General features: G+C 72.1%; 20 protein-coding genes. 4 read left to right on the top strand and 16 right to left on the bottom strand.

The window, feature by feature from the left end; translation table 11 throughout:
* Positions 1-169: 169 nt before the first annotated feature.
* The 3 genes from ABZX67_RS11855 (at position 170) to ABZX67_RS11845 (ending at position 5,192) form a co-directional block, all read left to right on the top strand.
* A complete protein-coding gene (locus tag ABZX67_RS11855; protein WP_355357603.1) occupies positions 170-2,653 on the top strand; it encodes a ThuA domain-containing protein in 2,484 nt (827 codons plus the stop codon).
* Between the two features lie 59 nt (positions 2,654-2,712).
* Positions 2,713-4,881, top strand: coding sequence for a family 16 glycoside hydrolase (locus ABZX67_RS11850; protein WP_355357693.1), 2,169 nt, complete (start codon positions 2,713-2,715; stop codon positions 4,879-4,881).
* A gap of 179 nt (positions 4,882-5,060) precedes the next feature.
* On the top strand, positions 5,061-5,192 hold the full coding sequence (locus ABZX67_RS11845; RefSeq protein WP_355357600.1) for a hypothetical protein: 132 nt from the start codon (positions 5,061-5,063) through the stop codon (positions 5,190-5,192).
* Positions 5,193-5,205: 13 nt separating this feature from the next.
* On the opposite strand, the gene ligD is transcribed toward ABZX67_RS11845, so the two are convergent.
* Positions 5,206-6,219 (bottom strand): non-homologous end-joining DNA ligase, encoded by a 1,014-nt coding sequence (ligD, locus tag ABZX67_RS11840; RefSeq protein ID WP_355357597.1) that lies wholly within the window; start codon positions 6,217-6,219, stop codon positions 5,206-5,208.
* An 83-nt stretch (positions 6,220-6,302) separates the two neighbouring features.
* Here ligD and ABZX67_RS11835 point away from each other — a divergent pair, with 83 nt between their 5' ends.
* Complete coding sequence (locus ABZX67_RS11835; protein WP_355357594.1) at positions 6,303-7,373, top strand: ATP-dependent DNA ligase; 1,071 nt, start codon at positions 6,303-6,305, stop codon at positions 7,371-7,373.
* On the opposite strand, the gene ABZX67_RS11830 is transcribed toward ABZX67_RS11835, so the two are convergent.
* From ABZX67_RS11830 to ABZX67_RS11760, 15 genes are all read right to left on the bottom strand, one after another.
* Entirely contained in the window at positions 7,307-8,500 is a 1,194-nt protein-coding gene (locus ABZX67_RS11830) for a lytic transglycosylase domain-containing protein (protein WP_355357690.1), read from the bottom strand. The genes ABZX67_RS11835 and ABZX67_RS11830 overlap by 67 nt on opposite strands.
* Positions 8,501-8,601: 101 nt before the next feature.
* A complete protein-coding gene (locus ABZX67_RS11825; RefSeq protein WP_355357591.1) occupies positions 8,602-9,261 on the bottom strand; it encodes a hypothetical protein in 660 nt (219 codons plus the stop codon).
* A gap of 11 nt (positions 9,262-9,272) precedes the next feature.
* Positions 9,273-9,833: a nuclear transport factor 2 family protein gene (locus tag ABZX67_RS11820; RefSeq protein WP_355357588.1), complete on the bottom strand. Its 561-nt coding sequence runs from the start codon at positions 9,831-9,833 to the stop codon at positions 9,273-9,275.
* Positions 9,834-9,849: 16 nt separating this feature from the next.
* Positions 9,850-10,377: a hypothetical protein gene (locus ABZX67_RS11815; RefSeq protein ID WP_355357585.1), complete on the bottom strand. Its 528-nt coding sequence runs from the start codon at positions 10,375-10,377 to the stop codon at positions 9,850-9,852.
* Positions 10,374-10,874 (bottom strand): hypothetical protein, encoded by a 501-nt coding sequence (locus ABZX67_RS11810; protein ID WP_355357582.1) that lies wholly within the window; start codon positions 10,872-10,874, stop codon positions 10,374-10,376. The genes ABZX67_RS11815 and ABZX67_RS11810 overlap by 4 nt, the downstream gene beginning before the upstream one ends.
* A complete protein-coding gene (locus tag ABZX67_RS11805; RefSeq protein WP_355357579.1) occupies positions 10,871-11,989 on the bottom strand; it encodes an MlaD family protein in 1,119 nt (372 codons plus the stop codon). The genes ABZX67_RS11810 and ABZX67_RS11805 overlap by 4 nt, the downstream gene beginning before the upstream one ends.
* Positions 11,989-13,140: an MCE family protein gene (locus ABZX67_RS11800; RefSeq protein WP_355357576.1), complete on the bottom strand. Its 1,152-nt coding sequence runs from the start codon at positions 13,138-13,140 to the stop codon at positions 11,989-11,991. Before ABZX67_RS11800 ends, ABZX67_RS11805 begins: the two co-directional genes overlap by 1 nt.
* Entirely contained in the window at positions 13,137-14,237 is a 1,101-nt protein-coding gene (locus ABZX67_RS11795) for an MCE family protein (RefSeq protein WP_355357573.1), read from the bottom strand. Before ABZX67_RS11795 ends, ABZX67_RS11800 begins: the two co-directional genes overlap by 4 nt.
* Positions 14,234-15,277, bottom strand: coding sequence for an MCE family protein (locus ABZX67_RS11790; RefSeq protein WP_355357570.1), 1,044 nt, complete (start codon positions 15,275-15,277; stop codon positions 14,234-14,236). Before ABZX67_RS11790 ends, ABZX67_RS11795 begins: the two co-directional genes overlap by 4 nt.
* Positions 15,274-16,305 carry an MCE family protein gene (locus ABZX67_RS11785; protein ID WP_355357567.1) on the bottom strand — a complete coding sequence of 344 codons (1,032 nt, stop codon included), beginning with the start codon at positions 16,303-16,305 and terminating at the stop codon, positions 15,274-15,276. Before ABZX67_RS11785 ends, ABZX67_RS11790 begins: the two co-directional genes overlap by 4 nt.
* Positions 16,302-17,573, bottom strand: a complete 1,272-nt coding sequence (locus ABZX67_RS11780; RefSeq protein ID WP_355357564.1) for an MCE family protein — start codon at positions 17,571-17,573, stop codon at positions 16,302-16,304. The genes ABZX67_RS11785 and ABZX67_RS11780 overlap by 4 nt, the downstream gene beginning before the upstream one ends.
* On the bottom strand, positions 17,570-18,376 hold the full coding sequence (locus ABZX67_RS11775; RefSeq protein ID WP_355357561.1) for an ABC transporter permease: 807 nt from the start codon (positions 18,374-18,376) through the stop codon (positions 17,570-17,572). The genes ABZX67_RS11780 and ABZX67_RS11775 overlap by 4 nt, the downstream gene beginning before the upstream one ends.
* A 2-nt stretch (positions 18,377-18,378) precedes the next feature.
* Entirely contained in the window at positions 18,379-19,212 is an 834-nt protein-coding gene (locus ABZX67_RS11770; RefSeq protein ID WP_355357558.1) for an ABC transporter permease, read from the bottom strand.
* The gene (locus ABZX67_RS11765; protein ID WP_355357687.1) at positions 19,209-20,189 is read right to left on the bottom strand and encodes an ATP-binding cassette domain-containing protein; all 981 of its coding nucleotides are present in this window, start codon (positions 20,187-20,189) and stop codon (positions 19,209-19,211) included. The genes ABZX67_RS11770 and ABZX67_RS11765 overlap by 4 nt, the downstream gene beginning before the upstream one ends.
* Positions 20,190-20,373: 184 nt before the next feature.
* Positions 20,374-21,888: a DUF6801 domain-containing protein gene (locus tag ABZX67_RS11760; protein ID WP_355357555.1), complete on the bottom strand. Its 1,515-nt coding sequence runs from the start codon at positions 21,886-21,888 to the stop codon at positions 20,374-20,376.
* Positions 21,889-21,925: the final 37 nt, after the last annotated feature.

Raw genomic sequence — 21,925 nt, 5'->3', positions numbered from 1 at the left:
GACTGACGGGGGCTGAGTACCCCGGGACGGCCACACCGTAGCCGTGGGCGATTCGTTTTTCCACAGGCAGGACAAAGTTCGCGCGATCGGTGCCAAGCTATTGGCGTGTCACGGAAAGAGGTCTAGCTTCGTCGTCGTTTGCTGTGACCACAGAGGGGTGGGTGAACACATGCACCGTGCACCACATCACCGGTCAAGAACACGCCGCGGCGCGGTCGCGGCCCTGGCGGTCGCCGGCCTGGCGGCCGCGCTGCTCAGCGGTACGGCCGCCACCGCCCAGCCGCACCCGGAGGATTCGCGGACAACGTTGTCCCTCCCGTCGCCGCCCGGCGGCGCCAACGTCCGCGTGCTGGTCTTCCACGCCTCCGCCACCGCCGAGTCCCCGGCCGTCAACGCCGGTATCGCCGCGATAGAGGCGATCGGCCAGTCCGGGCCGACCGCGCAGCGCTTCCGTACCGAGGCGACGGACGACGCCTCCGTCTTCACCGACGCCGCCAGGCTCGGCCGGTACAACGCGGTCGTGTTCCTGACGGGCGGCGGTGATGTGCTCGACCCGGAGCAGGAGGCGGGCCTGGAGGCGTATATGGAGGCGGGCGGCGGCTTCCTCGGCATCCACGAGGCGGCGCGCACGGAGCCGTACTCCGACTGGTTCACCGGTCTCGTCGGCGCCCGGCCCGCCGCCGGCGGTCCCACCGCCGTGCAGCGCGCGAGCGTCGAGGTCGGTGACCGGCAGCACCCCGCCACGCGGCAGCTCCCCCTGACCTGGAAGCGCCCCGACAAGTGGTTCAACTGGGCGGTCAACCCCTCCGGCAGCGTGCACACGGTGGCGCGGGTGCGCGAGAGCACCTACCGGCCGGGGCCGGGGGCCAACGGCTGGGATCACCCCGTCTCCTGGTGCCGCGACTACGACGGCGGCCGCTCCTTCTACACGGGCATGGGCGGTACGGCGGAGTCGTTCGCCGAGACCGACTTCCGCGAGCATCTGCGCGGCGCCCTGCTGTGGACCACCCGGCTGGTCCGCGCCGACTGCAAGGCCACCATCGACGCGAACTACCGGAGCGAGCGCCTGACCCGGCCCAACCAGCCGGGCACGAACGACCAGATCGGCGAGCCGCACGGCCTGGTGGTCGCCCCGGACGGCCGCGTCCTCTACATCGGGCGCGGCGGCGGCGACTCCTCCCGGCCCGTGGTCACCGACTGGAACGACCCTGACATCGGCAAGGGAAGCGGCGAGGTCCACGTCTACGACCCGAGGACCAGGAAGGTGCAGCTCGCGGGCGCGCTCACGGTCTTCGGCAACAAGGGCGGCGGGGATGAGCTGACGAAGAACGAGGAGGGGCTCCTCGGGATCGAGCTCGACCCCGGCTTCCTGTCGAACGGCTGGGTGTATCTGCACTACACGCCCCACTCCCGGATCAACCGCGACACCCACATGGCGGAGCGGTACGTCTCCCGCTTCACCCTCGACCTCGCGACGAACAAGCTGGACCTCAGCAGTGAAAAGGTGCTGCTGAAGTGGCCTGTGCAGATCCACAGTTGCTGCCACGCGGGCGGCGGCATGGCGTGGGACTCCAAGGAGAACCTGTACATCGCCACCGGCGACAACAACTCCAGCGGCTTCAGCGGCGGCTACTCCGGCAACAACCCGGAGCCCGTCTTCAAGGGGGTCTCCTTCGCCGACGCCCGCCGCACCTCCGGCAACACCAACAACCTCAACGGCAAGATCCTGCGCATCCACCCCGAGGACGACGGCACGTACACGATCCCGGAGGGCAACCTCTTCACGGGCAAGGAGCCGGACGAGGGCGGCGGCAAGACGCGCGGCGAGATCTATGTGATGGGTGTGCGCAACCCGGCGCGCATCTTCGTCGACAAGACGACGGACGTCCTGTACGCCGGGTGGGTCGGCCCCGACGCCGGTACGCCGTCGACCACGTGGGGCCCCGCCAAGTACGACACCTTCACCGCCATCACCAAAGCGGGCAACCACGGCTGGCCGTACTGCATGGGCAACAACCAGCCCTACCGGGACCGGAATCTGCCCGATCCGAGCAAGCCGCTCGGCTGGTACGACTGCTCCGCGCCGAAGAACGAGTCGCCCCACAACGACGGCCTGGTGAACCTGCCGCCCGTCACGCCCAACTCCATCTGGTACTCGCCGCAGGGCGGCGGCCCCGACTTCCCGAGGGACGCGAGCGGTGTGCCCAGTTACCGGACGGAGGAGCAGAAGCTGCTGCTGCCGTGGCTCAAGGGCGGCGGCCAGGCGACCATGAACGGGCCGGTGTACCGGTACGACACGACGAGCGCCGGCACCGCCGCGTGGCCGGCGTACTGGGACGGCAAGTGGTTCGTGGGCGACTTCTACGACGGGGACCAGCCGCGCCACGCCGTGCTGATGGACCCGAGGACGGTCGGCAAGGGCGGACTGCCCGTCCACGCGGAGTCCCTGAAGAAGATCATCCCGGTGGGCGCGGACGGCATCCGCAACCTCATGGACTGGAAGTTCGCGCCCGACGGCTCCCTGTACGTCCTCGACTACGGCCGCGGCTTCTTCACCTCCGACTCCAAGTCCGCGCTGTGGCGCGTGACATACCGGGGCGGCGAGCCGACGCCCGCCGCCGAGGACCTGGCGAGGAAGGCGGCAGCGCAGTGAGACATCGCTACCCGAGGACGCCGAGGACCGTGTGGACGGCGCTGCTCGCCTCCGTGCTGATGGTGCTGGGGCTGACCTCGAACGCCGCGTACGGGCGCCCGGACAACCGTGCGGACGCCGTGACCGCGGCCTCGGCGGAGCAGGTGCTGACCTGGACCGCCGGTGACCCCATCGACCGCTACCTGTCCTTCCCGGCCACCGCGGTGGCCGGCCCGGCGACGATCGTCTTCGAGAACAGCGCGGCCACCGGCAACACCACGGGCATGCCGCACACCCTGACGTTCGACGTCTCCGACCCGGAGTACAACAACGACGTCCGGCTGAACATCCTGGCCAACCCCAGTGACGACCAGGGCGGCAAGCACACCGCCCAGATCACGCTGACGCCCGGACGGTACCGCTTCTACTGCACCATCCCCGGCCACGGCGCGATGCAGGGCATCCTCACCGTGACGGAGGCGGGCGGCGGCGAGGACACCACCGCGCCCGAGACCTCGGCGAAGGTGGAGGGCGAGCGGAACGCCGACGGCGCGTACATCGGCCACGCCAACGTCACCGTGTCGGCGACCGACGCCGGGTCGGGCGTGGACCGGATCGAGTACGCGGTGGGCGCCACCGGCGCCTGGCAGGCGTACACCGCCCCCGTGATGGTCCATGAAGTCGGCACCCACAAGGTCCGCTACCGCGCCACCGACAAGGCGGGCAACACGGCCGCCGAGAAGGCGGTCGACTTCACCGTGGTCGCCCCGCCGACGGACGACAAGGCGCCACCCGAGACGTCGGCGACGGTCAGCGGCGAGAAGGACGGCGAGGGCCGGTACCTGGGGATGGCGACGGTCACCGTCACCGCCTCCGACGCGGGGTCCGGCGTCAACACCATCGAGTACGCGGTCGGCGCCGCCGGCGCCTGGCAGACGTACACCGCCCCCGTGATGGTCCACGAGACCGGCACGCACACCGTGCGGTACCGGGCCACGGACCGGGCGGGGAACACGGCCGCCGAGAAGGCGGTCGACTTCACCGTGGTCGCCCCGCCGACGGACGACAAGACGCCGCCCGAGACGTCGGCCTCGGTGACGGGCGAGAAGAACGCGGACGGCGCGTACATCGGCCGGGCCACCGTGACGGTCACCGCGACCGACGCGGGATCCGGGGTGGAGAAGACCGAGTACTCGCTGGACGGCGGCCCGTACCTGGCGTACACGGCGCCGGTGGTCGTGGACCGGGTGGGCTACCACACCGTGCTGCACCGGGCCACGGACAAGGCGGGCAACACCTCGGCCGCCCGGCAGGTCGGCTTCAACGTCGCGGAGGGCGGCGGCGTCCCGGCGCCCCAGTGCCCCGAGTACGACGAGAGGCTCACGGTCATCGTGGGCACGGTGGACACGGGCGTGCCGAACCGGATGACGCGCGGCCGTTGCACCATCAACGAGCTGATCGAGGACGAGAAGGACTGGTCGTCGCACGCGCTGTTCCTCAAGCACGTGGACGCGGTCCTCGACCGGCTGCTCACCGAGGGGGTCATCGACGCCCGCGAGCACCGCACGATCTACCGGGCGGCCAAGGAGTCCGGCATCGGCAAGCCCGGACAGACCAGCGGGTACCGGACGCTGTTCGACGGCTCGGCGGAGACGTTCGCCCGGTGGCAGCACGTGGGCGGCGGCCGGTTCGGCCTGAACGGCGACGGCTCGATGACGAGCAGTACGACGGTCCCGGGCATGGGCATGCTGTGGTTCCCGCAGCGGCAGTACGGGGACTTCTCGCTCAAGCTCCAGTGGCGGGACGACGCTCCGGGCACGGGGAACGCCAACTCCGGTGTCTTCGTCCGCTTCCCGTACGTCCACGAGCACCCGGAGGAGCCGCGGCCGGAGTGGGTCGCCATCAAGTTCGGGCACGAGATACAGGTCCTGGACCGGCCGGACGGCGACATGTACAAGACCGGCTCGGTCTACGGCTTCGACCGGGTCGGGCTCGGCGGCGCGGGCGTCACCCCGAAGGGCAGCTGGAACGACTACGAGATCCGCGTGGAGGGCCAGCACTACTCGGTCTTCCGCAACGGCGTCCTGATCAACGAGTTCGACAACACCGGCGGCCAGGAGTTCTCCCCGCCGCGCGCCGACGACCCGGGCACGGACGGCCGGCGGTACGCCACCGGCTACATCGGGCTCCAGGTCCACGGCACGACCGACGTCATCTCGTACCGCGACATCCGGATCAAGGAGCTCTGACCGGCCCGTCATGCCGCTGCGCCCGGGCCGCTCGCCCCGGGCGCAGCACCGGACGCGGGCTCAGGAGGAGCGGCCGAGCTCAGCGAGGGTCCGGTCCGGGTTCGAGAACTCCTCCAGGATTCCCAGTCTCGTCCTCGCCGTTCGGCCGTCGCGCCGGCCTCGTCACGCTCACGGCCGCCGTGGCCGCGGGGGCACACGCCTACCCCGTACGCGACGTGGCGGCCGACGACGCCGTGGCCCTCGCCGTCGCGGCCCGGCCGCGGCTGGGTCGGCGGACAGCGGCCGTGATCGTCTTTCGCCGACACCACTGACCGATCGACACCCCTAGTCCGCCGCCTTCTTGGCGCGGCTCGGCTGCACCCGCTTGGGCTCGCCCGGCATCTTCGGGTAGTCCGGCGGGTACGGCATGTCGGCCAGGCCGTGGTCGCGCTCGTCCCGGTCGGCCAGCTCCAGCAGGCTGTCCAGGGTGAAGGCGTGGTCGTCCATGTCCGCGTGGACGTCGCCGTGGTCGGCGTACCGCACGGGCATGGTCGCCAGGTCGAAGTCGCGCGGGTCGACGTCGTCGAGCTCCTCCCAGCGCAGCGGGGCGGAGACCGGGGCGTGCGGCCTGGGGCGGATGGAGTAGGCGGAGGCGATGGTGCGGTCGCGTGCGGTCTGGTTGTAGTCGAAGAAGATCTTTTCGCCCCTTTCCTCCTTCCACCAGGCGGTGGTGACCCGGCCCGGCATGCGCCGCTCCAGGGCCCGGCCGAGCGCGATGGCGGCGCGCCGCACGCCGGTGAACTCCCATCGCGGTTCGATCGGCACGAAGACGTGGAGGCCGCGTCCGCCGGACGTCTTGAGCCAGCCGCGCAGGCCGTACTCCTCCAGCAGGGCGCGCAGCTCGTGCGCGGCGGCCACCGCCTCCGGGAAGCCGGTTCCGGGCTGCGGGTCCAGGTCGATGCGCAGCTCGTCGGGGTGGTCGGTACGGTCGCCCCGCACCGGCCAGGGGTGGAAGGTGAGCGTGCCGAGGTTGGCCGCCCAGATCACGGTGGCGATCTCGGTGGGGCGGATCTCGTCGGCGTAGCGGCCGCTGGGAAAGGTGATGTGGGCCGTGGGGATCCACTCGGGGAGGTTCTTGGGGGCGCGCTTCTGGAAGAAGGACTCGCCCTCGACGCCGTCGACGAAGCGCTCCAGGGTGGTGGGCCGGTCGCGCAGGGCGCGGACGATGCCCTCGCGCACGGCGAGGAAGTAGCGCGCCACGTCCAGCTTCGTGAAGCCGCGCTCCGGGAAGTAGATCTTGTCCGGGTTGGACAGGCGCACGGTACGCCCGCCGGCTTCCAGCTCCACCGCGTTTCCCATACGCGCCACAGTAGGCGGCAGGCTTATACCTCGCATATCGGCGTAGACAGGCACCTTCCAGCAAAGAGGGGCAGAATCGGGCCATGGATCTGCCGGTGATGCCACCCGTCAAGCCGATGCTGGCCAAGTCCGTCAAGAAGATCCCGCCCGGCATGCACTACGAGGCCAAGTGGGACGGCTTCCGTGCGATCGTGCACCGGGACGGCGACGAGCTGGTGATCGGCAGCCGTACCGGCAAGCCGCTGACCCGGTACTTCCCCGAGCTGGTCGCGGCTCTCCCGGAGCGGCTCCCCGAGCGGTGTGTCGTCGACGGCGAGATCGTGATCGCCCACGAAGGGCGGCTCGACTTCGACAAGCTCACCGAGCGCATCCACCCGGCCGCCTCCCGCGTGAAGATGCTCGCCGAGCGCGCGCCCGCCCGGTTCATCGCCTTCGACCTGCTCGCCCTCGGCGACGCGTCCCTGCTGGACGCGCCCCTGACCGAACGCCGGGCGCTGCTCACCGAGGCGCTGGAGGGCGTCGACGCCCCGGTCCATCTGGCGCCGTCCACCACCGACATCGACGTGGCCCGGCACTGGTTCGAACAGTACGAGGGCGCCGGGCTCGACGGGGTGATCGCCAAGCCGCTGGACCTGCCCTACCGCCCGGACGCCCGGCTCATGTACAAGATCAAGCACGAGCGCACCGCCGATGTCGTCGTGGCCGGCTACCGCTTCCACAAGACCGGGAACGTCGTCGGCTCGCTGCTCCTCGGCCTGTACGACGACAAGGGCGCGCTGCAGCACGTCGGGGTGTGCGCCGCGTTCTCCGACAAGCGGCGCGCGGAGCTCGTGGAGGAGCTGGAGCCGCTGCGCATGGACACGCCCGACGGCCATCCCTGGGCCGCCTGGGCGGACGAGGCCGCCCACGAGACCGCGCGGCTGCCCGGGGCGCCGAGCCGCTGGTCGGGCAAGAAGGACCTGTCCTGGGTGCCGCTGCGGCCGGAGCGGGTGTGCGAGGTCGGCTACGACCACATGGAGGGCAACCGCTTCCGGCACACGGCGCAGTTCCGCCGCTGGCGGCCTGACCGTACGCCGGAGAGCTGCGGCTACGGGCAGTTGGAGGAGCCGGTCTCGTACGACCTGGGCGCGGTGCTGTCGGGGTCGGGCGGCTGAACCCCGCCGGGCGAGGGGGACTCGGTCGGTGTGGGCGATGGCGTGGGCGTGGGCGACGGGCATGTGGGGTCGGTGGGCGTCGGGGACGGCGACGGAGTCGGGTCCGTGGGCGTCGGGGTCGGCGTGGGCGATGGTGAGGGCGTCGGTGTGGGCGTGGGCGTCGGGGACGGCGAACCCGGAGAGGAGGACGGGGACGGGAGCGGAGGCCGGCTCGGCGACGGGGTGCCGGGCGGCCGTGGCGTGAAGGTCGGGCGGGGCGAGGGCTGCGGGCCCACCACGATGCCGCCGCCCGGGCGCGGGCTCGGCGCGGGCCTGGGCGTCGCGGGCGTCGGCTGCGCGCCCGCGCCCGCACCCGGGCTCACCGGCAGCACTCCCGTCCCGTCCGGCACCGGGTGCGCGCCCCGCTGATAGAAGGCGAGCCACGACAGCACGGTGCGCAGGTAGGCGGACGAGTGGTTGTAGCCGAGGATCGCCCGGTCGAGGTCGGCCCGGACGGTCAGCGTCCGGTCGCCCGCGCACAGGTAGTGCCCGGCGGCCAGCGCCGCGTCGTGGATGTTGTCCGGGTCGGCGCGCCCGTCCCCGTTGCCGTCCGTACCCCAGCGGGCCCACGTCGAGGGGATGAACTGCATCGGGCCGACCGCCCGGTCGAACGTCCGGTCCCCGTCGTACACGCCGTCGTCGGTGTCCGTGATCCGGGCGAAGCCGACGCCGTCGAGCACCGGGCCCAGGATGGGCGAGAGCGTGGTGCCGTACGCGTCGACGCGGCCGCCGCGCGCCTGGCCCGACTCCACCTTGCCGATCGCGGCGAGCAGTTCCCACGGCAGCCGGCAGCCCGGGTCGGTCCGGGCCACGGCGGCCTCGGCGCGCCGGTACGCGGCCAGCACGGTCGCCGGAATGCCCGCTTGGACCGGTCCGAGGCTCACCGACTGCCCGGCCCCGGCCCCGATCGCCCCCGGAGGCCGAGCGGCTCCAGGGACCACAGGGGTGACCAGCGGCGGCAGTTCGGTGTGGTAGGTGTCGTCGGACGGCGGGGCCTGGGTGGTGTCGTGCCGCGCCGCGGATTCGTCGGGGCGGGGCGCCTGGGACGGTACGAAGCCGGGGGCCTGGGAGGCGGTGAGGGCGGCCATCGCGGCGACGGCCGCGGCGGTCCCGGTCACCGCCCGCCGCACCCGCACACGCCCGAGCTTCCGCCCGCGCTCCCGCCCGAGCCCGCGACCGGCCCAGGCCCTCATGAGGCCGCCCCCAGGGTGTCGATGGCGTTGACCCGCCAGGCGCCGCCGACGCGTACCGCCTCCACCGCGAACATGGCGGCGCCGTACGTCGTGGCGTCCTTCTTGGCGGCGGTGCGGGTGTTGGTCTGGTCGGCGTAGACGAGCACCCGGGCCCGGTCACCGTTGATGCGCTCCACACCGCTCTCCGTGACGGTGGTGGTGAGGACGAGTTTGTGCCGCGCGGCCTGTTCGCGTACGGGCGCCAGCATCGCGCGGTGCTGCTCGACCGCCCGGCCGGTGAGGTGGGTCTTGGCGGCACGGTCGGCTTCGGCGGGGCTGGCGTAGTTGTACGAGAAGAGTTCGCCCACCGCCTTGGTCAGCTGGCCCTTGACCTCGCTGGTGCGGGCCGCGTCCGTCAGGGCGGTGTTGCGCACGGCCGGATCGTCGCGGAGGGCCGCCGCCTCGCCGCCGGCCCAGGCGGCGACGCCGCCCAGCAGCACGGTGAGCACGGCGAGCGCGCCGAGCAGCACGGGCGGCCTGCGGCGGCGGGGTGGCGGCGGTGTCTGCGGCGGTGCGGGGGACCTGGGCGCCGGTGCGGAACCGGGCGAGGCCCGGGTTGTGTGCGTGGCGGCCAGGCGGCGCTGCCGGTTGATGAGGTGTCGGGTCGTCGACGACATGGGAGCTCCTCTCAGTCCACTCGCTCCGCGGCGGTGCTGCCGACCGGTGCCTGGCCGAGCGCGCTGAGCTTCCACCCCTCGGGGGTGCGGGTGAGCTCGCCGAGCAGACGGCTCTGCTTCGCCGTCGGCTTGCCCTCGGAGGGGGTCACCGTGATCCGCAGGGCGACCATCACGCGGGCCCGGCCCGCGCGCGTGTCCAGCTCCGTCACCGCGCCGGACAGCACCTTCGCGCTGGTCACGGTCTTGGCCTCGCGGATCTGCTGCTCGAACCGCGCGCGGCCCTCCGTCAGTTGGGCGCGCAGTTCGCCGGTGGCCGAGTCCTGCCAGGTGTCGAGACCGCGGCGCAGGTCGCGGTGGTCGAGGGTGTTCATGTTCTGCACGGCCTGCTCCCCGGCGGCGAGGACCTCGTCCCGCGTCTTCGCGTACGCGGCGGAGTCGTCGTGCGCGGCCGCGTACCAGGACCAGCCGGCCCAGCCCGCCCAGCCGGCGCCGCCGGCCGCGAGGAGGGCCAGGGCGACGACCGGCGCCAGGAGCGGGTTCCTGCGCGGCGTGGCGTTGCGCGTACGTTCCATCGGCGTGACGGCCTCTCTAGCGTGCGGTGATGTCGACGATCCGCCAGTGGCCGCCCCGCAGTTCGGCGGTGACGGACAGCTGGGCGGCGACCGTGGTGGCGGGTTTCCCGGCGCGCTGGGCGACCTGGTCCAGGAAGACCAGGAGGTGCGCGTCGCGGCCGGTGAGCCGCGTGACCCCGGCGCGTACGACATGGGTGGTGAGCGTCAGCTTCTGCCGCGCGGCCCGCTGCTCGACCTCGGTGAAGAGCGTCTCGTACTGCCGTGCCGCCTTGCCCGCGAGGAGCTGCCGCGCCGCCTGCCGGGTCGCGGCGGTGTCCTGCGGGGCGTACGAGAAGACGCGCCCGAGCGCGCCGCCGACCTCGCCGACGACCCGCTCGGTGGCCCGGGTGTCGGCGAGCGCGCGGTTGTCCAGGGCCGGGGAGTCGGCCAGTTCCTCGGTACGCCAGAGCAGCCAGCCGCCGACCAGCAGCAGGAGGGTGGTGAGCAGGGCGGCCGCGCGGCGGTACCGGAGGCTCCGGACCTGGACCTCGTCTCTCGTGGTCACCTCTCCCCTTCCTCTCGGACCCCGGCGGCGGGGACGGTGGTCAGCGCCGTGACCTTCCAGCCGTCGGACGTACGGAGGAGTTCGGCCTCCAGCCGTTTACGGTCACTGGCGGACGCGGTGGTCTCCACCCGTACGGTCGCGATGAGCCGGGCGGTTCCTGCGCGGTGGTCGAAGGCGGTGAGCGCGGCGTCGGTGACGGTCGCGCGCACCGACACGTCGGGGGACGACCGGTCCTTCCTCAGCTCCTCCCGCAACTCCCCCGCCGACACCTCCAGCCATGCGCCCCGGCCCGCCTCGGCCCGTGTCGGGTCCAGGCTGTTGAGCACGGCGAGGTGCCGCCGCCCGGTCGCAAGGGCGGTGTCGCGGGCCTCGGCGTAAGAGCGGTCCTCGTCGCCGGCGGTACGCGCGTACGACCACCCGGCGCCGCCGCACAGCAGCGCCGCGACGAGGACGGCCGCCCACCATCCGTACGGGATCGCCCCCGTCCGCCTCCTCATGGGCGCTCGCCCCGGGGCGCGTTCGCGGAGCCGCGGACGTTGACGCCGCTGGAGGGGGCGGCCGTGCAGCGGGCCTTGGTGTTGAGGGCGGGCGGGGCCGACAGGTCGAGGCCGTTGCGGTAGGGCGTGCCGCCGTAGCCGGCGGTGCAGGGCAGCGGCTGGAAGAACGTCACCGACATGCCGAAGTTGGCGCCCTGCGGGGTGACGGCCGTCGCCCCGGCGGCGGTGAGCGCGGGCATCGTGACGAGGAACTCCTCCATGCCGCGCTGGCGGGTCACGGCCACCTCGGAGACGGTGAGGAGGTTGGCGAGGACGGCCCCGAAGGCCGGGTCGAGGTCCTTCAGCAGGGCGCTGACCTGGCCGGCCGCTCCGGGCGCGGCGGCGATGAGCCTGCGCAGGTCGGCGTCCGAGCCCTGGAGCGTGGCGGCGAGCTGCCGGGCGCCGGAGGCGAAGGAGGTGAGGGCCTCGCCCTCCTCGGCCTGGGTGCGCAGGACCGTCTCGGCGTCGATCACCAGCCGGGTGTTGGCGGGCAGCGCCTTGTCGGCGGCGCGTACGAAGGCGTCACCGCCGTCCAGCAGCGCCTGGAGGTCGTCGCCGCGGCCGTTCAGCGCCGTACCGAGTTCGTCGACGACCGTGCGCAGCGACTCCAGGTCGACGGAGGCGGCGAGGTCGCCGATCCCGGTCAGGACGGTGGTGACGGGTGGGGGCGTGCGGGTGTCGGAGCGCGGGATGACCGCTCCGTCGCGCAAGTACGGGCCGCCGGAGCCGGCCGGCCGCAGGTCGACGTACTGCTCGCCGACGGCCGACAGGCCGGCGACGACGGCTTCCAGGTCCGCCGGAATGGGGGGCGCCGAGTCGTCGATGCGCAGCTCGGCCTCCACTCCGTCGCCGGTGAGCTCGATGGGTCCGACGCGTCCCACGGAGACGCCCCGGTAGGTGACGTTGGAATGGGTGAACAGGCCGCCGGTCGAGTCGAGTTGGACGCGCACGGTGTAGTAGTCGCGGAGTCCGGCGTACCGCCCGAGGTCGGCGTACCGCACGCCGACGTAGCCGAGGACGACGACGGCGATGAGGAGGAAGGCGAGGTTCTTGAGCCGGATGGCGAGGGTCGGCATCAGTTCCTCCCGGTCGGCGGCAGCGGTAAGGGAAGCCCGGCGGTCGACGGGTCGTTCGGCGTGGCGCCCGGCGGTTCTTTCGGCGGGACCAGCGGCGGTACGAGCTGGGTGCCGGGTACGGCGGCGACGTCGAGGTAGACGTTGAGGTAGTCGCCCTTGACGCCGCGCAGCACCTCGTCCGTGAACGGGTAGGTGAGCAGCACCTGGAGCGAGTCGGGCAGCGCCTTCCCGGAGTCCGCCAGCGCGCGCAGGGTCGGGCCGAGCGCCTTGAGGTCGGCGATCAGGTCGGCCTTGCTGCGGTTGACGGTGTCGACGGCGACGGTGGAGAGCGTGTCGAGGGCGGCGAGCATGGTGAGCAGCGAGGCGCGTTGCCGCTCCAGCACCTTCAGGCCGGGGCTGAGTCCGGTGAGGACCTTGCCGACGTCCTGCTTCCGGGTGGCGAGGGTGGCGGAGAGCCGGTTCACGCCGTCGAGGGCGGCGGTGATGTTCGCCTTGTTGGCGTCGAGGCTCGTGACGAGGGTGTCGATGCGCGTGAGGAGGGACCGGACTTCGGTCTCGTTGCCGCGCAGCGCCTTGCCGAGCTCGGTGGTGATGGTCCTGATCTGCTGGATGCCGCCGCCGTTGAGGAGCATCGACAGGGCGCCGAAGACCTCCTCGACCTCGGGGTTGCGGTTGGTGCGGCTCAGCGGGATGCGGTCGCCGTGCCGGAGCTTGCCCTCGGCCGCCTTCGCGGGCGCGGAGAGCTGGACGTACTTCTCGCCGAGCAGGCTGGACTGTTCGAGGTGCGCGTAGGCGTTGGCGGGCAGCCGTACGTCGCCGTTGACGCGCAGGGTGACCTGGGCCGACCAGCTGTCCTCGCCGCCGGACCCGCCGGGCCCGCCGGTCAGGGCGATCCTCGTCACGCGTCCGACGGCGACGTCGTTGACCTTGACCGCGGAGTTCGGTACGAGGCTGAGGACGTCCGCGAACTCCGCGGTGACCTCGTACGGATGGTCGCCGAGGTCGGCGCCGCCGGGCAGGGGCAGCTGCTCGATGCCGGAGAGCTCCAGGCCGTCCGGTGCGTCGCAGCTCACCGCGGTCGCCGAGAAGCCGACGGCGAGGGCGAGGGCGGCGGCCAGACCGACAGGGCCAGTACGGGCCGGCCGGTTCACCGCGCCGCCCCCCTCTCGGCGGTGCCGTTCTCGGCGGTGCCGTAGACCTGGCCGACGACGGGGAACGGGAGGGCCGGCAGGTCCTTGCGGCGGGCCGGTTCGACAGGGACCAGCCCCGATGTACCGGATCCGCCGGATCCCATGCTGAGCTCGTTGATGTCGGCGCGTCCGTTGAGGGTGCGGTGGAGCGGGTCGTACGCCTTGAGGGCGTTGCCCGCGGCGAGCGGCGCGGTGTCGAGTGCTTCCGCGAGCGAGGCGCGCTGGTCGGCGAGCGTCCGGGTGATCGGCAGCAGGATGTCGACGTTCTGCTTCAGGCTGCCGCGGTTCTTCTCGACGAAGGTCTTCACCTGGGCGAGGGCGGTGGAGAGCTCCTTGAGAGCGGCGGCGAGGTTCTCCTTGTCCTCGGCGAGGAAGCCGGTGACCGTGGCGAGCTGCCGCTCGGCCGTGCGCACCTCGCCGTCGTTGTCCTTCAGCATGGTGGTGAAGGACTGGAGGGAGGCGAGGGTGTCGAAGAGGTCGTCGCTGCTGGAGTCGAGGGTCTTGGCGGCCTTGCCGAACTGCTCGATGGAGTCGCCTATCGCCTTGCCGTTGCCCCGGAGGTTCGCGGCGCCGGTGTCGAGCAGGTCCGCCAGGGCGCCCTGGGCGTTGGCTCCCTCGGGTCCGAGGGCCTCGCTGAGCCGGTTGATCGACGCGTACAGCTGGTCGATTTCGAGGGGCGTGGCGTTGCGGGCGGCGGGCAGGACATCGCCGTCGCGCAGCTGGGGGCCGCCCGTGTAGGCGGGGGCGAGCTGGATGTACCGGTCGGCGACGATGCTGGGGGCGACGAGCACCGCGTGGGCGTCGGCCGGGACGCGGACGCCCTCGTCGAGCAGGAGCGTGACCTCGACCTCCTTGCCCTGGGGGCGGACCGCTCCGACGGTGCCGACCTTGACGCCGAGGACGCGCAGGTCGGAGCCTTCGTACACGCCGGTGGCCCGGTCGAAGTACGCGGTGACGCGGGTGGTGCGCGCCTCGTCGAGGGCCTGGAGGCCGGAGGTCGCCGCGACCGCGACGACGGCGAGGCCGGCGCCGATGCCGATGGCGCGTCTGAGGTTCACCTGGCACCCCCTGTGGGTTTGGGCGGCATGCATCCGGTGGCCGGGGGCGTGCCGGGCGGGAGGTAGTCCTTGGGGACGAGGCCGCAGACGTACGTGTCGAGCCAGCGGCCGTTGCCGAGGGCGTTGCCGACGAGCCGGTAGTACGGGCCCGCCAGGGCCAGGGTCCGGTCGAGGCTCTGCCGGTTCTTCAGCAGGACTCCGGTGACCCGGCTCAGCGACTCCAGGGTGGGCCCGAGTTGCTTGTTGTTGTCCTGGACGAGCCCGGTGAGCTGGGTCCCGAGGTTCCGGGCGCCGGTGAGGAGCCGGTGGATGGCGTCGCGCCGGGCCTGGATCTCGCCGAGCAGCAGGCCGCCGTCCTCCAGGAGGGTCTCGAAGCTGCTCTTCTTGGTGGCCAGGGTCTTGGCCAGCTGCTTGCTGCCCTTGAGGAGTTCCGCGAGCTGCGCGTCGCGTGAGGAGACGGTCCGCGACAGCGCCGACAGGCCCTCGGCCGCGCTGCGCACGTCGGGCGGCGCGTTCTTGAAGGTGGCGGAGAGGGCGTCGAAGCTCGCCGCGAGCTGCCGCGTGTCGAGGGCGTCGATGGTGTCGCCGAGGCCGCCCAGCGCCTGGGTGACGTCGTACGGGGAGGTGGTGCGGGACGCGGGGATGCGGCTGGCGGGGTTCTGGCGGCGGGTGCCGAGCGGGTCGACGGCGAGGTACTTCTCGCCGAGGAGCGTCTTGATGGCGATGGCGGCGGTGCTGGCGTCACCGATCCAGGTGCCGTCGTCGACCTCGAAGGTGACCTTGACCCTGGCGCCGTCGAGGGCGACACCGGTCACCTCCCCGACCTTGACGCCGGCGACGCGTACCTCGTCTCCCTCGTCCAGGCCGGCGGCCTCGGTGAAGTCGGCGGTGTAGGCGGTGCGGGCGACGAGCGCGTCGACCTTGTACGCGCCGATGCCGATGAGGGCGAGGACCAGGAGCCCGACGAGGCCGGTGAGGACGGGGTTGCGTTCCCGTACGGGCTTCAGGCGGAAGCGGAACGGCGGGAGGAGGCGTCTCATGCGCGGCACCTCGCTTCCGTGAGGGGGATGCCGGTGGGCGGCTTGGAGCCGTCGGAGGTGGTGACGCCCGCGACGGTGGCCTCGCAGAGGTAGAGGTTGAGCCACGATCCGTACGAGGCGAGCCGCCCGATGGCCTCCATCTTGGCGGGGCTCTTGCGGAGGAAGTCCTCGATCTGCGGGGTGCTCCGCTCCAGTTGGCCGGAGAGGCGGCCCAGTTGGCGGATGTCCTCCTTGAGCGGGGCGCGGCCGTCCTGGAGGAGGCCGGCCGTGACGGTCGTCAGCGATCCCATGGCGGTGACGGCCTCCCCGAGCGGTTCGCGGTCGCCGGCGAAGCCGCTGACGAGCTGCTGGAGGGTGACGACGAGGTCGTTGAAGCCCTCCTCGCGGTCGTTGACCGTCCGCAGCACCGTGGTGAGGTTCCGGATCACCTCGCCGATGACCTTGTCCTTGGCCGCGACGGTGCCGGTCAGCGAGCCCACGTGGCGCAGGAGCGAGTCGACGGTGCCGCCCTCTCCCTGGAGGACCTGGACGATGGAGCCGGCGAGGCCGTTGACCTCGGTCGGTGAGAGTCCTTCGAAGAGCGGCCGGAACCCGTTGAAGAGCTGGGTGAGGTCGAGGGCGGGAGTCGTGCGCTCCAGCGGGATGACGGCGCCGGGCGGCAGGGTGCGCCCGACCGGGCCGGTGCCCCGGTCGAGGTCGACGTAACGCTGGCCGACCATGTTCAGGTACTTGATCGACGCGGTCGCCGACGCGGGCAGCGCCCGGCCTTTCTGGACGGTGAAGCCGACCTCGGCGACGCGCCGGTCGACGACGCGGATCGACGAGACCTGGCCGACCTTCACCCCCGCGATGCGGACGCTGTCGCCTTCGACGAGGCCGGTGACGTCGGAGAAGCGGGCACGGTACGTGCTGGTGTCGCCGACTCCGGTGTTGGCGATGGACAGCGCCAGGACGGTGGTGGCGCACACGGTCACCACGATGAAGGCGAGCGACTTGGTGAGCGGCCCGGCGAGGGAGCGGCGTGTCACTGGAGGGTCACCTCCGCTCCGCGGAAGAGGGGGCCGGTCAGGACGGTGGACCAGTCGGGCAGCGACTGGGGCGAGGTCCGCAGGCCCGGGGCGATGAGTTCGTTGACGAGCTGGTTCTCCTGCGGGGAGTTGGGCAGGCCGAGGCCCTCGGCGCGGCCGCCCGCCCCGGCGGCACCGGCAGGCTTCCCGGTGGCCGACTGCCCCGCGACCGGTTTGCCGGTGTACGGGACGGAGTAGCAGTGCGGTCCGCCGGTCGCCTCGTACACGGGCCGGTCCTTGCCGGGTACGTACGCGCCACGGGAGGGGACGGTCCGTACGGTGACGTGGAGCCCGGGCTCGTCGGTGCCCTTGCCGAGCGCCCTGTCCATCGCGGGGACGAAGCCCGCGAGCGTGCGCAGGGTGCAGGGGAAGGAGGAGGCGTAGCGGCCGAGCAGCTCCAGGGTGGGGCGGGAGGCGGCGGAGAGGCGGATGAGGTTGTGCCGGTTCTCGCGCAGGAAGGCGGTCAGATCGTGGGCGGTCGCCGTCGTGGAGCCGTACAGCCGGGAGAGCTGGGCCTGCTGCTCGGCGAGGGTGCCGCTGGTCGTGGTGAAGTCGGTGAGCGCATCGAGGATGTCGGGCGCGGCGTCCCCGTACACCCGGCTGACCTCCACGAGGTGCGTGATGTCCCGGTTGAGGGCGGGCAGGTGCGGGTTGAGCTTCTTCAGGTGTGCGTCGAGCGTGACGAGGGTGCGGCCGAGCTGCTCGCCGCGGCCTTCGAGCGCCTGGGCGACGGCCGTGAGGGTGGCGGAGAGCTTCTCCGGCTTCACGGCGGTGAGCAGGGGCAGTACCTGGTCCAGGACCTGTTCGAGTTCGACGGCGTTGGCGGAACGGTCCTGCGGGATGGTGGCGCCCGCCGCGAGCGTACGGGGTGTGGGGGCGGTGGCCGGTGGTACGAGGGCGACGAACCGTTCGCCGAAGAGGGTGGTGGGCAGCATCTGCGCGGTGACGTCCGCCGGGATGCGGTCGAGCTGACCGGGGCGGATGGCGAGGGTGAGGCGGGCGCCGGTGCCGTCGGCGCTGATGTCGCGCACCTCGCCGACGACGACTCCGCGCAGCTTCACCTCGGCTCCTCGGTGCATCTCGTTGCCGGCGCTGGTGGTGAGGACGGTGACGGTGGCGTCGCGGCTGAACTCCTTGTCGTACACGGCGACCGCCAGCCGGATGAGGAGGACGGGGACGAGGAGGAAGACGGCCCCGGCGAGGCGTCTGCGTACGGTTCGCGCGTTCATCCGGCCACCTTCACGGTCGTGGTCGCGCCCCAGATGGCGAGCGAGAGGAAGAAGTCGGTGACGCTGATCAGCACGATGGCGTTGCGTACGGAGCGGCCGACGGCGACCCCGACCCCCGCCGGGCCGCCGTGGGCGTGGAAGCCGTAGTAGCAGTGGGCGAGGATCACCATCACGCTGAAGATCAGCACCTTGAGGATGGAGAGCAGCACGTCGTCTGGGGAGAGGAAGAGGTTGAAGTAGTGGTCGTACGTGCCCGTCGACTGGCCGTTGAAGAGGACGGTGACGGCGCGGGAGGCGGCGTACGAGGAGAGCAGGCCGATCGCGTACAGCGGGATGATCGCGACGACGCCCGCGATGATGCGGGTGGTGACGAGGTACGGCATCGAGCGCAGGCCCATCGCTTCGAGGGCGTCGACCTCCTCGTTGATGCGCATCGCGCCGAGCTGCGCGGTGAAGCCGGCGCCGACGGTGGCGGAGAGCGCGAGCCCGGCGACGAGCGGGGCGATCTCGCGGGTGTTGAAGTAGGCGGAGACGAAGCCGGTAAAGGCGGAGGTGCCGATCTGGTTCAGCGCGGCGTGCCCCTGGAGGCCGACGACGGTGCCGGTGAACAGCGTCATGGCGACCATCACGCCGATGGTGCCGCCGATGACGCCGAGGCCGCCGCTGCCGAAGGCGACCTCGGCGAGGAGGCGTTGGACCTCCTTCAGGTAGCGGCGCAGGGTGCGCGGGATCCAGAGCAGTGCCTTGGCGTAGAAGAGGAGCTGGTCGCCGGAGCGGTCGAGCCACGCGAGGGGCGAGGCCATGGTCAGGCCCCCTTCGCCGGGACGATCTGGAGGTAGATCGCGGTGAGGACCATGTTGACGAAGAAGAGGAGGAGGAAGGTGATGACGACGGACTGGTTGACGGCGTCGCCGACGCCCTTGGGGCCGCCGCGGGGGTTGAGGCCGCGGTGGGCGGCGACGATGCCGGCGAGGAAGCCGAAGATCAGCGCCTTGATCTCGCTGATCCACAGGTCGGGGAGCTGGGCCAGGGCGGAGAAGCCGGAGAGGTACGCGCCGGGGGTGCCGCCCTGCATGACGACGTTGAAGAAGTAGCCGCCGAGGGTGCCGACGACGGAGACCATGCCGTTGAGGAGCACCGCGACCAGCATGGTCGCGAGCACGCGCGGGACGACGAGCCGCTGGACGGGTGAGACGCCCATGACCTCCATGGCGTCGAGCTCCTCGCGGATCTTCCGCGAGCCGAGGTCGGCGCAGATGGCGGAGCCTCCGGCACCGGCGATGAGCAGGGCCACGATCAGGGGGCTGGCCTGCTGGATGACGGCGAGGACGCTGGCGCCGCCGGTGAACGACTGGGCGCCGAGCTGCTGGGTGAGCGAGCCGACCTGGAGCGCGATGACCGCGCCGAACGGGATCGACACCAGGGCGGCGGGCAGGATGGTGACGCTCGCGACGAACCAGAACTGCTCGACGAACTCCCGGAACTGGAACGGCCGTCGGAAGATGTCGCGGGTCACGGTGGCGGCGAGCGCGAAGAGCTTGCCGCTCTCGCGGAGGGGCGCGAGCAGCCGCGAGGGCGCCGGGGCCTGGGGCGGTGCGGCCTCGGGCGGTGGGGTGCGCGGGGGCAGCTCGAGGGTCATGAGACGGGACCGCCCGTCGGGGCGTAGCTGTGCAGGATGGCCGACCTGGCGGCCGGCGGAAGATCGGGCAGCATCCCGAGGACCCTCTCGCGTCGGCGCAGTACGGCGGCGCGGGCGGGCATGCCGGGTGAAGGCTCCAGCTGGCGGGCCACGGGGCGCGGCGGGTGCGGGTGGAGGGCGGAGGTGCGCTGCTCGCGCGCGAGGGTCGCGGCGTCCTTCTCCTCCGACATGCCGATCGGCCCCTCGCGCCGTCCGGCGAGGAATTGAGCCACGACCGGCTCGTCGCTGGTGAGCAGCACCTCGCGCGGCCCGAAGGTGACGAGCCGCCGCCGGAAGAGCATCCCCATGTTGTCGGGAACGGTCGCCGCGATGTCGAGATTGTGCGTGACGATGAGCATCGTGGCGTCGATCTGCGCGTTCAGGTCGATGAGCAGTTGCGAGAGGTACGCGGTGCGCACGGGGTCGAGCCCGGAGTCGGGCTCGTCGCACAGGATGATGTGCGGATCGAGAACGAGCGCCCGGGCCAGGCCCGCGCGTTTGCGCATTCCGCCGGATATCTCGCCGGGGAGCTTCTCCTCGGCGCCGATGAGGCCGACCATCTCCATCCGCTCCATGACGATGCGGCGGATTTCGGACTCCTTTTTGCGGGTGTGTTCGCGGAGCGGGAAGGCGACGTTGTCGAAGAGCGTCATCGATCCGAAGAGGGCGCCGTCCTGGAACATCAGGCCGAAAAGCTTGCGCGTTTCGTAGATGTCCCGCTCCGGGCTGCCGACCATGTCGACGCCGTTGATGAGCACTCGGCCGCGTTCGGGTTTGACGAGCCCGATGAGGGATTTCAGGAAGACGGTCTTCCCGGTGCCGGACGGCCCGAGCATGACGCTTACCTCGCCGGCGGGCAGGGTGAGGGTCACGTCCTGCCAGATGTTCTGCTTTCCGAAGGATTTCGTGAGCCCTTCGACGACCACTTCTGTTCCCACCACAACTCCAGACAGATGCCGCTCGTGCTGAGGAAGTGACAAAAGTGCACCGGGGAAGCGCACGTTACGGTCACGGTGAAGGCGTGGACAAGCGTTGCGACGAGGGTTCTCCGATCGCCCGGCGCGTTTGTCATCGGGTGACAATTCCGCTGGGCGGTTTTGTCGCCGGGTGCGCAGCGACGGCTCAGCGCTCGGGCCGCGGCCTCGGCGGGTCCGGGCAGTGCGGGCTGCCGGGCGCGCAGAGCGGGCCCTGCGTCATCTTCATGTAGTTGCCCGCGCCGGAGAGCGACGCCGTGAAGAGCCGGTCCAGATCCTCACCCGCCCCGGCTCCGCCGCCGGACCCGGCACCCGTCCCGGCCCGGCAGCCACGGAACTCGGGGAGGGCGGCCGTGGCCGTCAGCGGGCCGCCGCCGGCGACGGTGTACCCGTGGGGCAGGCCGTCGACGTCGTTGTATCCGCGCCCGGTCAGCACCAGGTCCATGGGGCGGGCCGAGCGGCAGCGGGGGCCGACGTCCAGAGGGGTGCCGTTGACCTTGACGTCGTACAGCCGGATCCACACCTTGCCGGTGACCGTGGACACCTCCGGCTGCCGCCCCTGCTCGTCCAGGGGGTAGCCGTGGGTGACGATCTCCATCGGGCCGACCGCGGTCAGTTCCACGGTGGCGGTGGTGGGCATGAAGCCGAAGGTGAGGAATGTCGAGGTGGCGGGCGGGAGTTGCGGCTTACCGCGATGGTCGAAGCGGACATCGCTGTAGAGGGCGAAATACGGCCCTTCGGGAGGGCTGCAGGTGAGCAGCTGATAGGCCTTCAGCATGTTCACGCGCAGCATGCCCGGCTCTTTCAGGAAAATCGCGCCACCGAGCTTCCGGACATTCGAGTAGCCGGCGATGTAGCCGTGCGCCGGTGTCGGTTCCAGCGGGAAGGGGGGTTCTTCGACGCACCGCACCTTGGAGCCGGGCCCGGGCGGGGTCGAGGCCGGGGGCGCGGTCGAGGCCGGGGGCGCGGTCGAGGCCGGGGGCGCGGTCGAGGGCGGGGTCGGGGTCGGGGGCGCCTGCGTGGGCCGCGCCGCCACGGTGACCCGTGCGAACTCCGTCTCCTCGCCCTGCTCGGGCGTGCACGCGATGGACAGGTTCGGCGGTGCGGCGGGCCGGTCGTCCGCCGTCCGGGCGAGCAGATCGAGCGCGACGGCCCCGGCTGAGAAGGCGAGTTCACCCCCGGAACGGGGGGTGACCACCGGCACGGCGCCCCGCGCCTCGATCGCGTACTCACCCTGCGCGGGCACCGCCGTCTCCGGGGCCGACAGTTGCGACCACGGTGCCTCCACGGTCCCGGAGCTCTGGGTGACGGCCGTCGTGAGACGGACGACACCGCCGGTCTTCGCCGCCCCCACTGCGGCGAGATCGGCGACCGCCTCCGGCGACAGCCGGACGCCCACGACGACGGACTCCGCGCGGACGGGCCGTCCCGCCCGCACCTGCCGGGGCAGGGCCGCCGAAACCCGTACCGTCGCCGCCCGCTCCCCGCCGCCGCCCGGCAGGACGCAGCGGTAGGCGAGCGTCCGGTCCACGACCTGCTCGCCCTCGTCGGCGGCGGCTCCCGTACCGACACCCGTACCGGGAACGAGCCCCGCGACCAGTACGACGGCGCCCATCGCCACCGTACGGCGCAGGCCCCGTCGCCCGTGCCATGCCTCGCTCATACCGTCGCGCCCTCTCTCGAAGTCCCGACCGCGCGGC

Origin of the sequence: Streptomyces sp. NPDC003036, from assembly GCF_040611175.1 — a bacterium.
GTDB lineage: Bacteria > Actinomycetota > Actinomycetes > Streptomycetales > Streptomycetaceae > Streptomyces.
The sequence above is the reverse complement of the archived record's forward strand: the minus strand, read 5'-3'. Positions and strand labels throughout refer to the sequence as shown.

Excerpts from the sequence above, each read along its gene's own strand:
- ABZX67_RS11775 (WP_355357561.1), bottom strand. The coding sequence starts at position 18,376 with ATGGCCTCGCCCCTCGCGTGGCTCGACCGCTCCGGCGACCAGCTCCTC.
- ABZX67_RS11780 (WP_355357564.1), bottom strand. The coding sequence starts at position 17,573 with ATGAACGCGCGAACCGTACGCAGACGCCTCGCCGGGGCCGTCTTCCTC.
- ABZX67_RS11830 (WP_355357690.1), bottom strand. The coding sequence starts at position 8,500 with ATGGCCGCCCTCACCGCCTCCCAGGCCCCCGGCTTCGTACCGTCCCAG.
- ABZX67_RS11820 (WP_355357588.1), bottom strand. The coding sequence starts at position 9,833 with ATGGAACGTACGCGCAACGCCACGCCGCGCAGGAACCCGCTCCTGGCG.
- ABZX67_RS11805 (WP_355357579.1), bottom strand. The coding sequence starts at position 11,989 with ATGCCGACCCTCGCCATCCGGCTCAAGAACCTCGCCTTCCTCCTCATC.
- ABZX67_RS11850 (WP_355357693.1), top strand. The coding sequence starts at position 2,713 with ATGGTGCTGGGGCTGACCTCGAACGCCGCGTACGGGCGCCCGGACAAC.
- ABZX67_RS11825 (WP_355357591.1), bottom strand. The coding sequence starts at position 9,261 with ATGTCGTCGACGACCCGACACCTCATCAACCGGCAGCGCCGCCTGGCC.
- ligD (WP_355357597.1), bottom strand. The coding sequence starts at position 6,219 with ATGGGAAACGCGGTGGAGCTGGAAGCCGGCGGGCGTACCGTGCGCCTG.
- ABZX67_RS11855 (WP_355357603.1), top strand. The coding sequence starts at position 170 with ATGCACCGTGCACCACATCACCGGTCAAGAACACGCCGCGGCGCGGTC.
- ABZX67_RS11770 (WP_355357558.1), bottom strand. The coding sequence starts at position 19,212 with ATGACCCTCGAGCTGCCCCCGCGCACCCCACCGCCCGAGGCCGCACCG.
- ABZX67_RS11760 (WP_355357555.1), bottom strand. The coding sequence starts at position 21,888 with ATGAGCGAGGCATGGCACGGGCGACGGGGCCTGCGCCGTACGGTGGCG.
- ABZX67_RS11810 (WP_355357582.1), bottom strand. The coding sequence starts at position 10,874 with ATGAGGAGGCGGACGGGGGCGATCCCGTACGGATGGTGGGCGGCCGTC.
- ABZX67_RS11790 (WP_355357570.1), bottom strand. The coding sequence starts at position 15,277 with ATGAGACGCCTCCTCCCGCCGTTCCGCTTCCGCCTGAAGCCCGTACGG.
- ABZX67_RS11835 (WP_355357594.1), top strand. The coding sequence starts at position 6,303 with ATGGATCTGCCGGTGATGCCACCCGTCAAGCCGATGCTGGCCAAGTCC.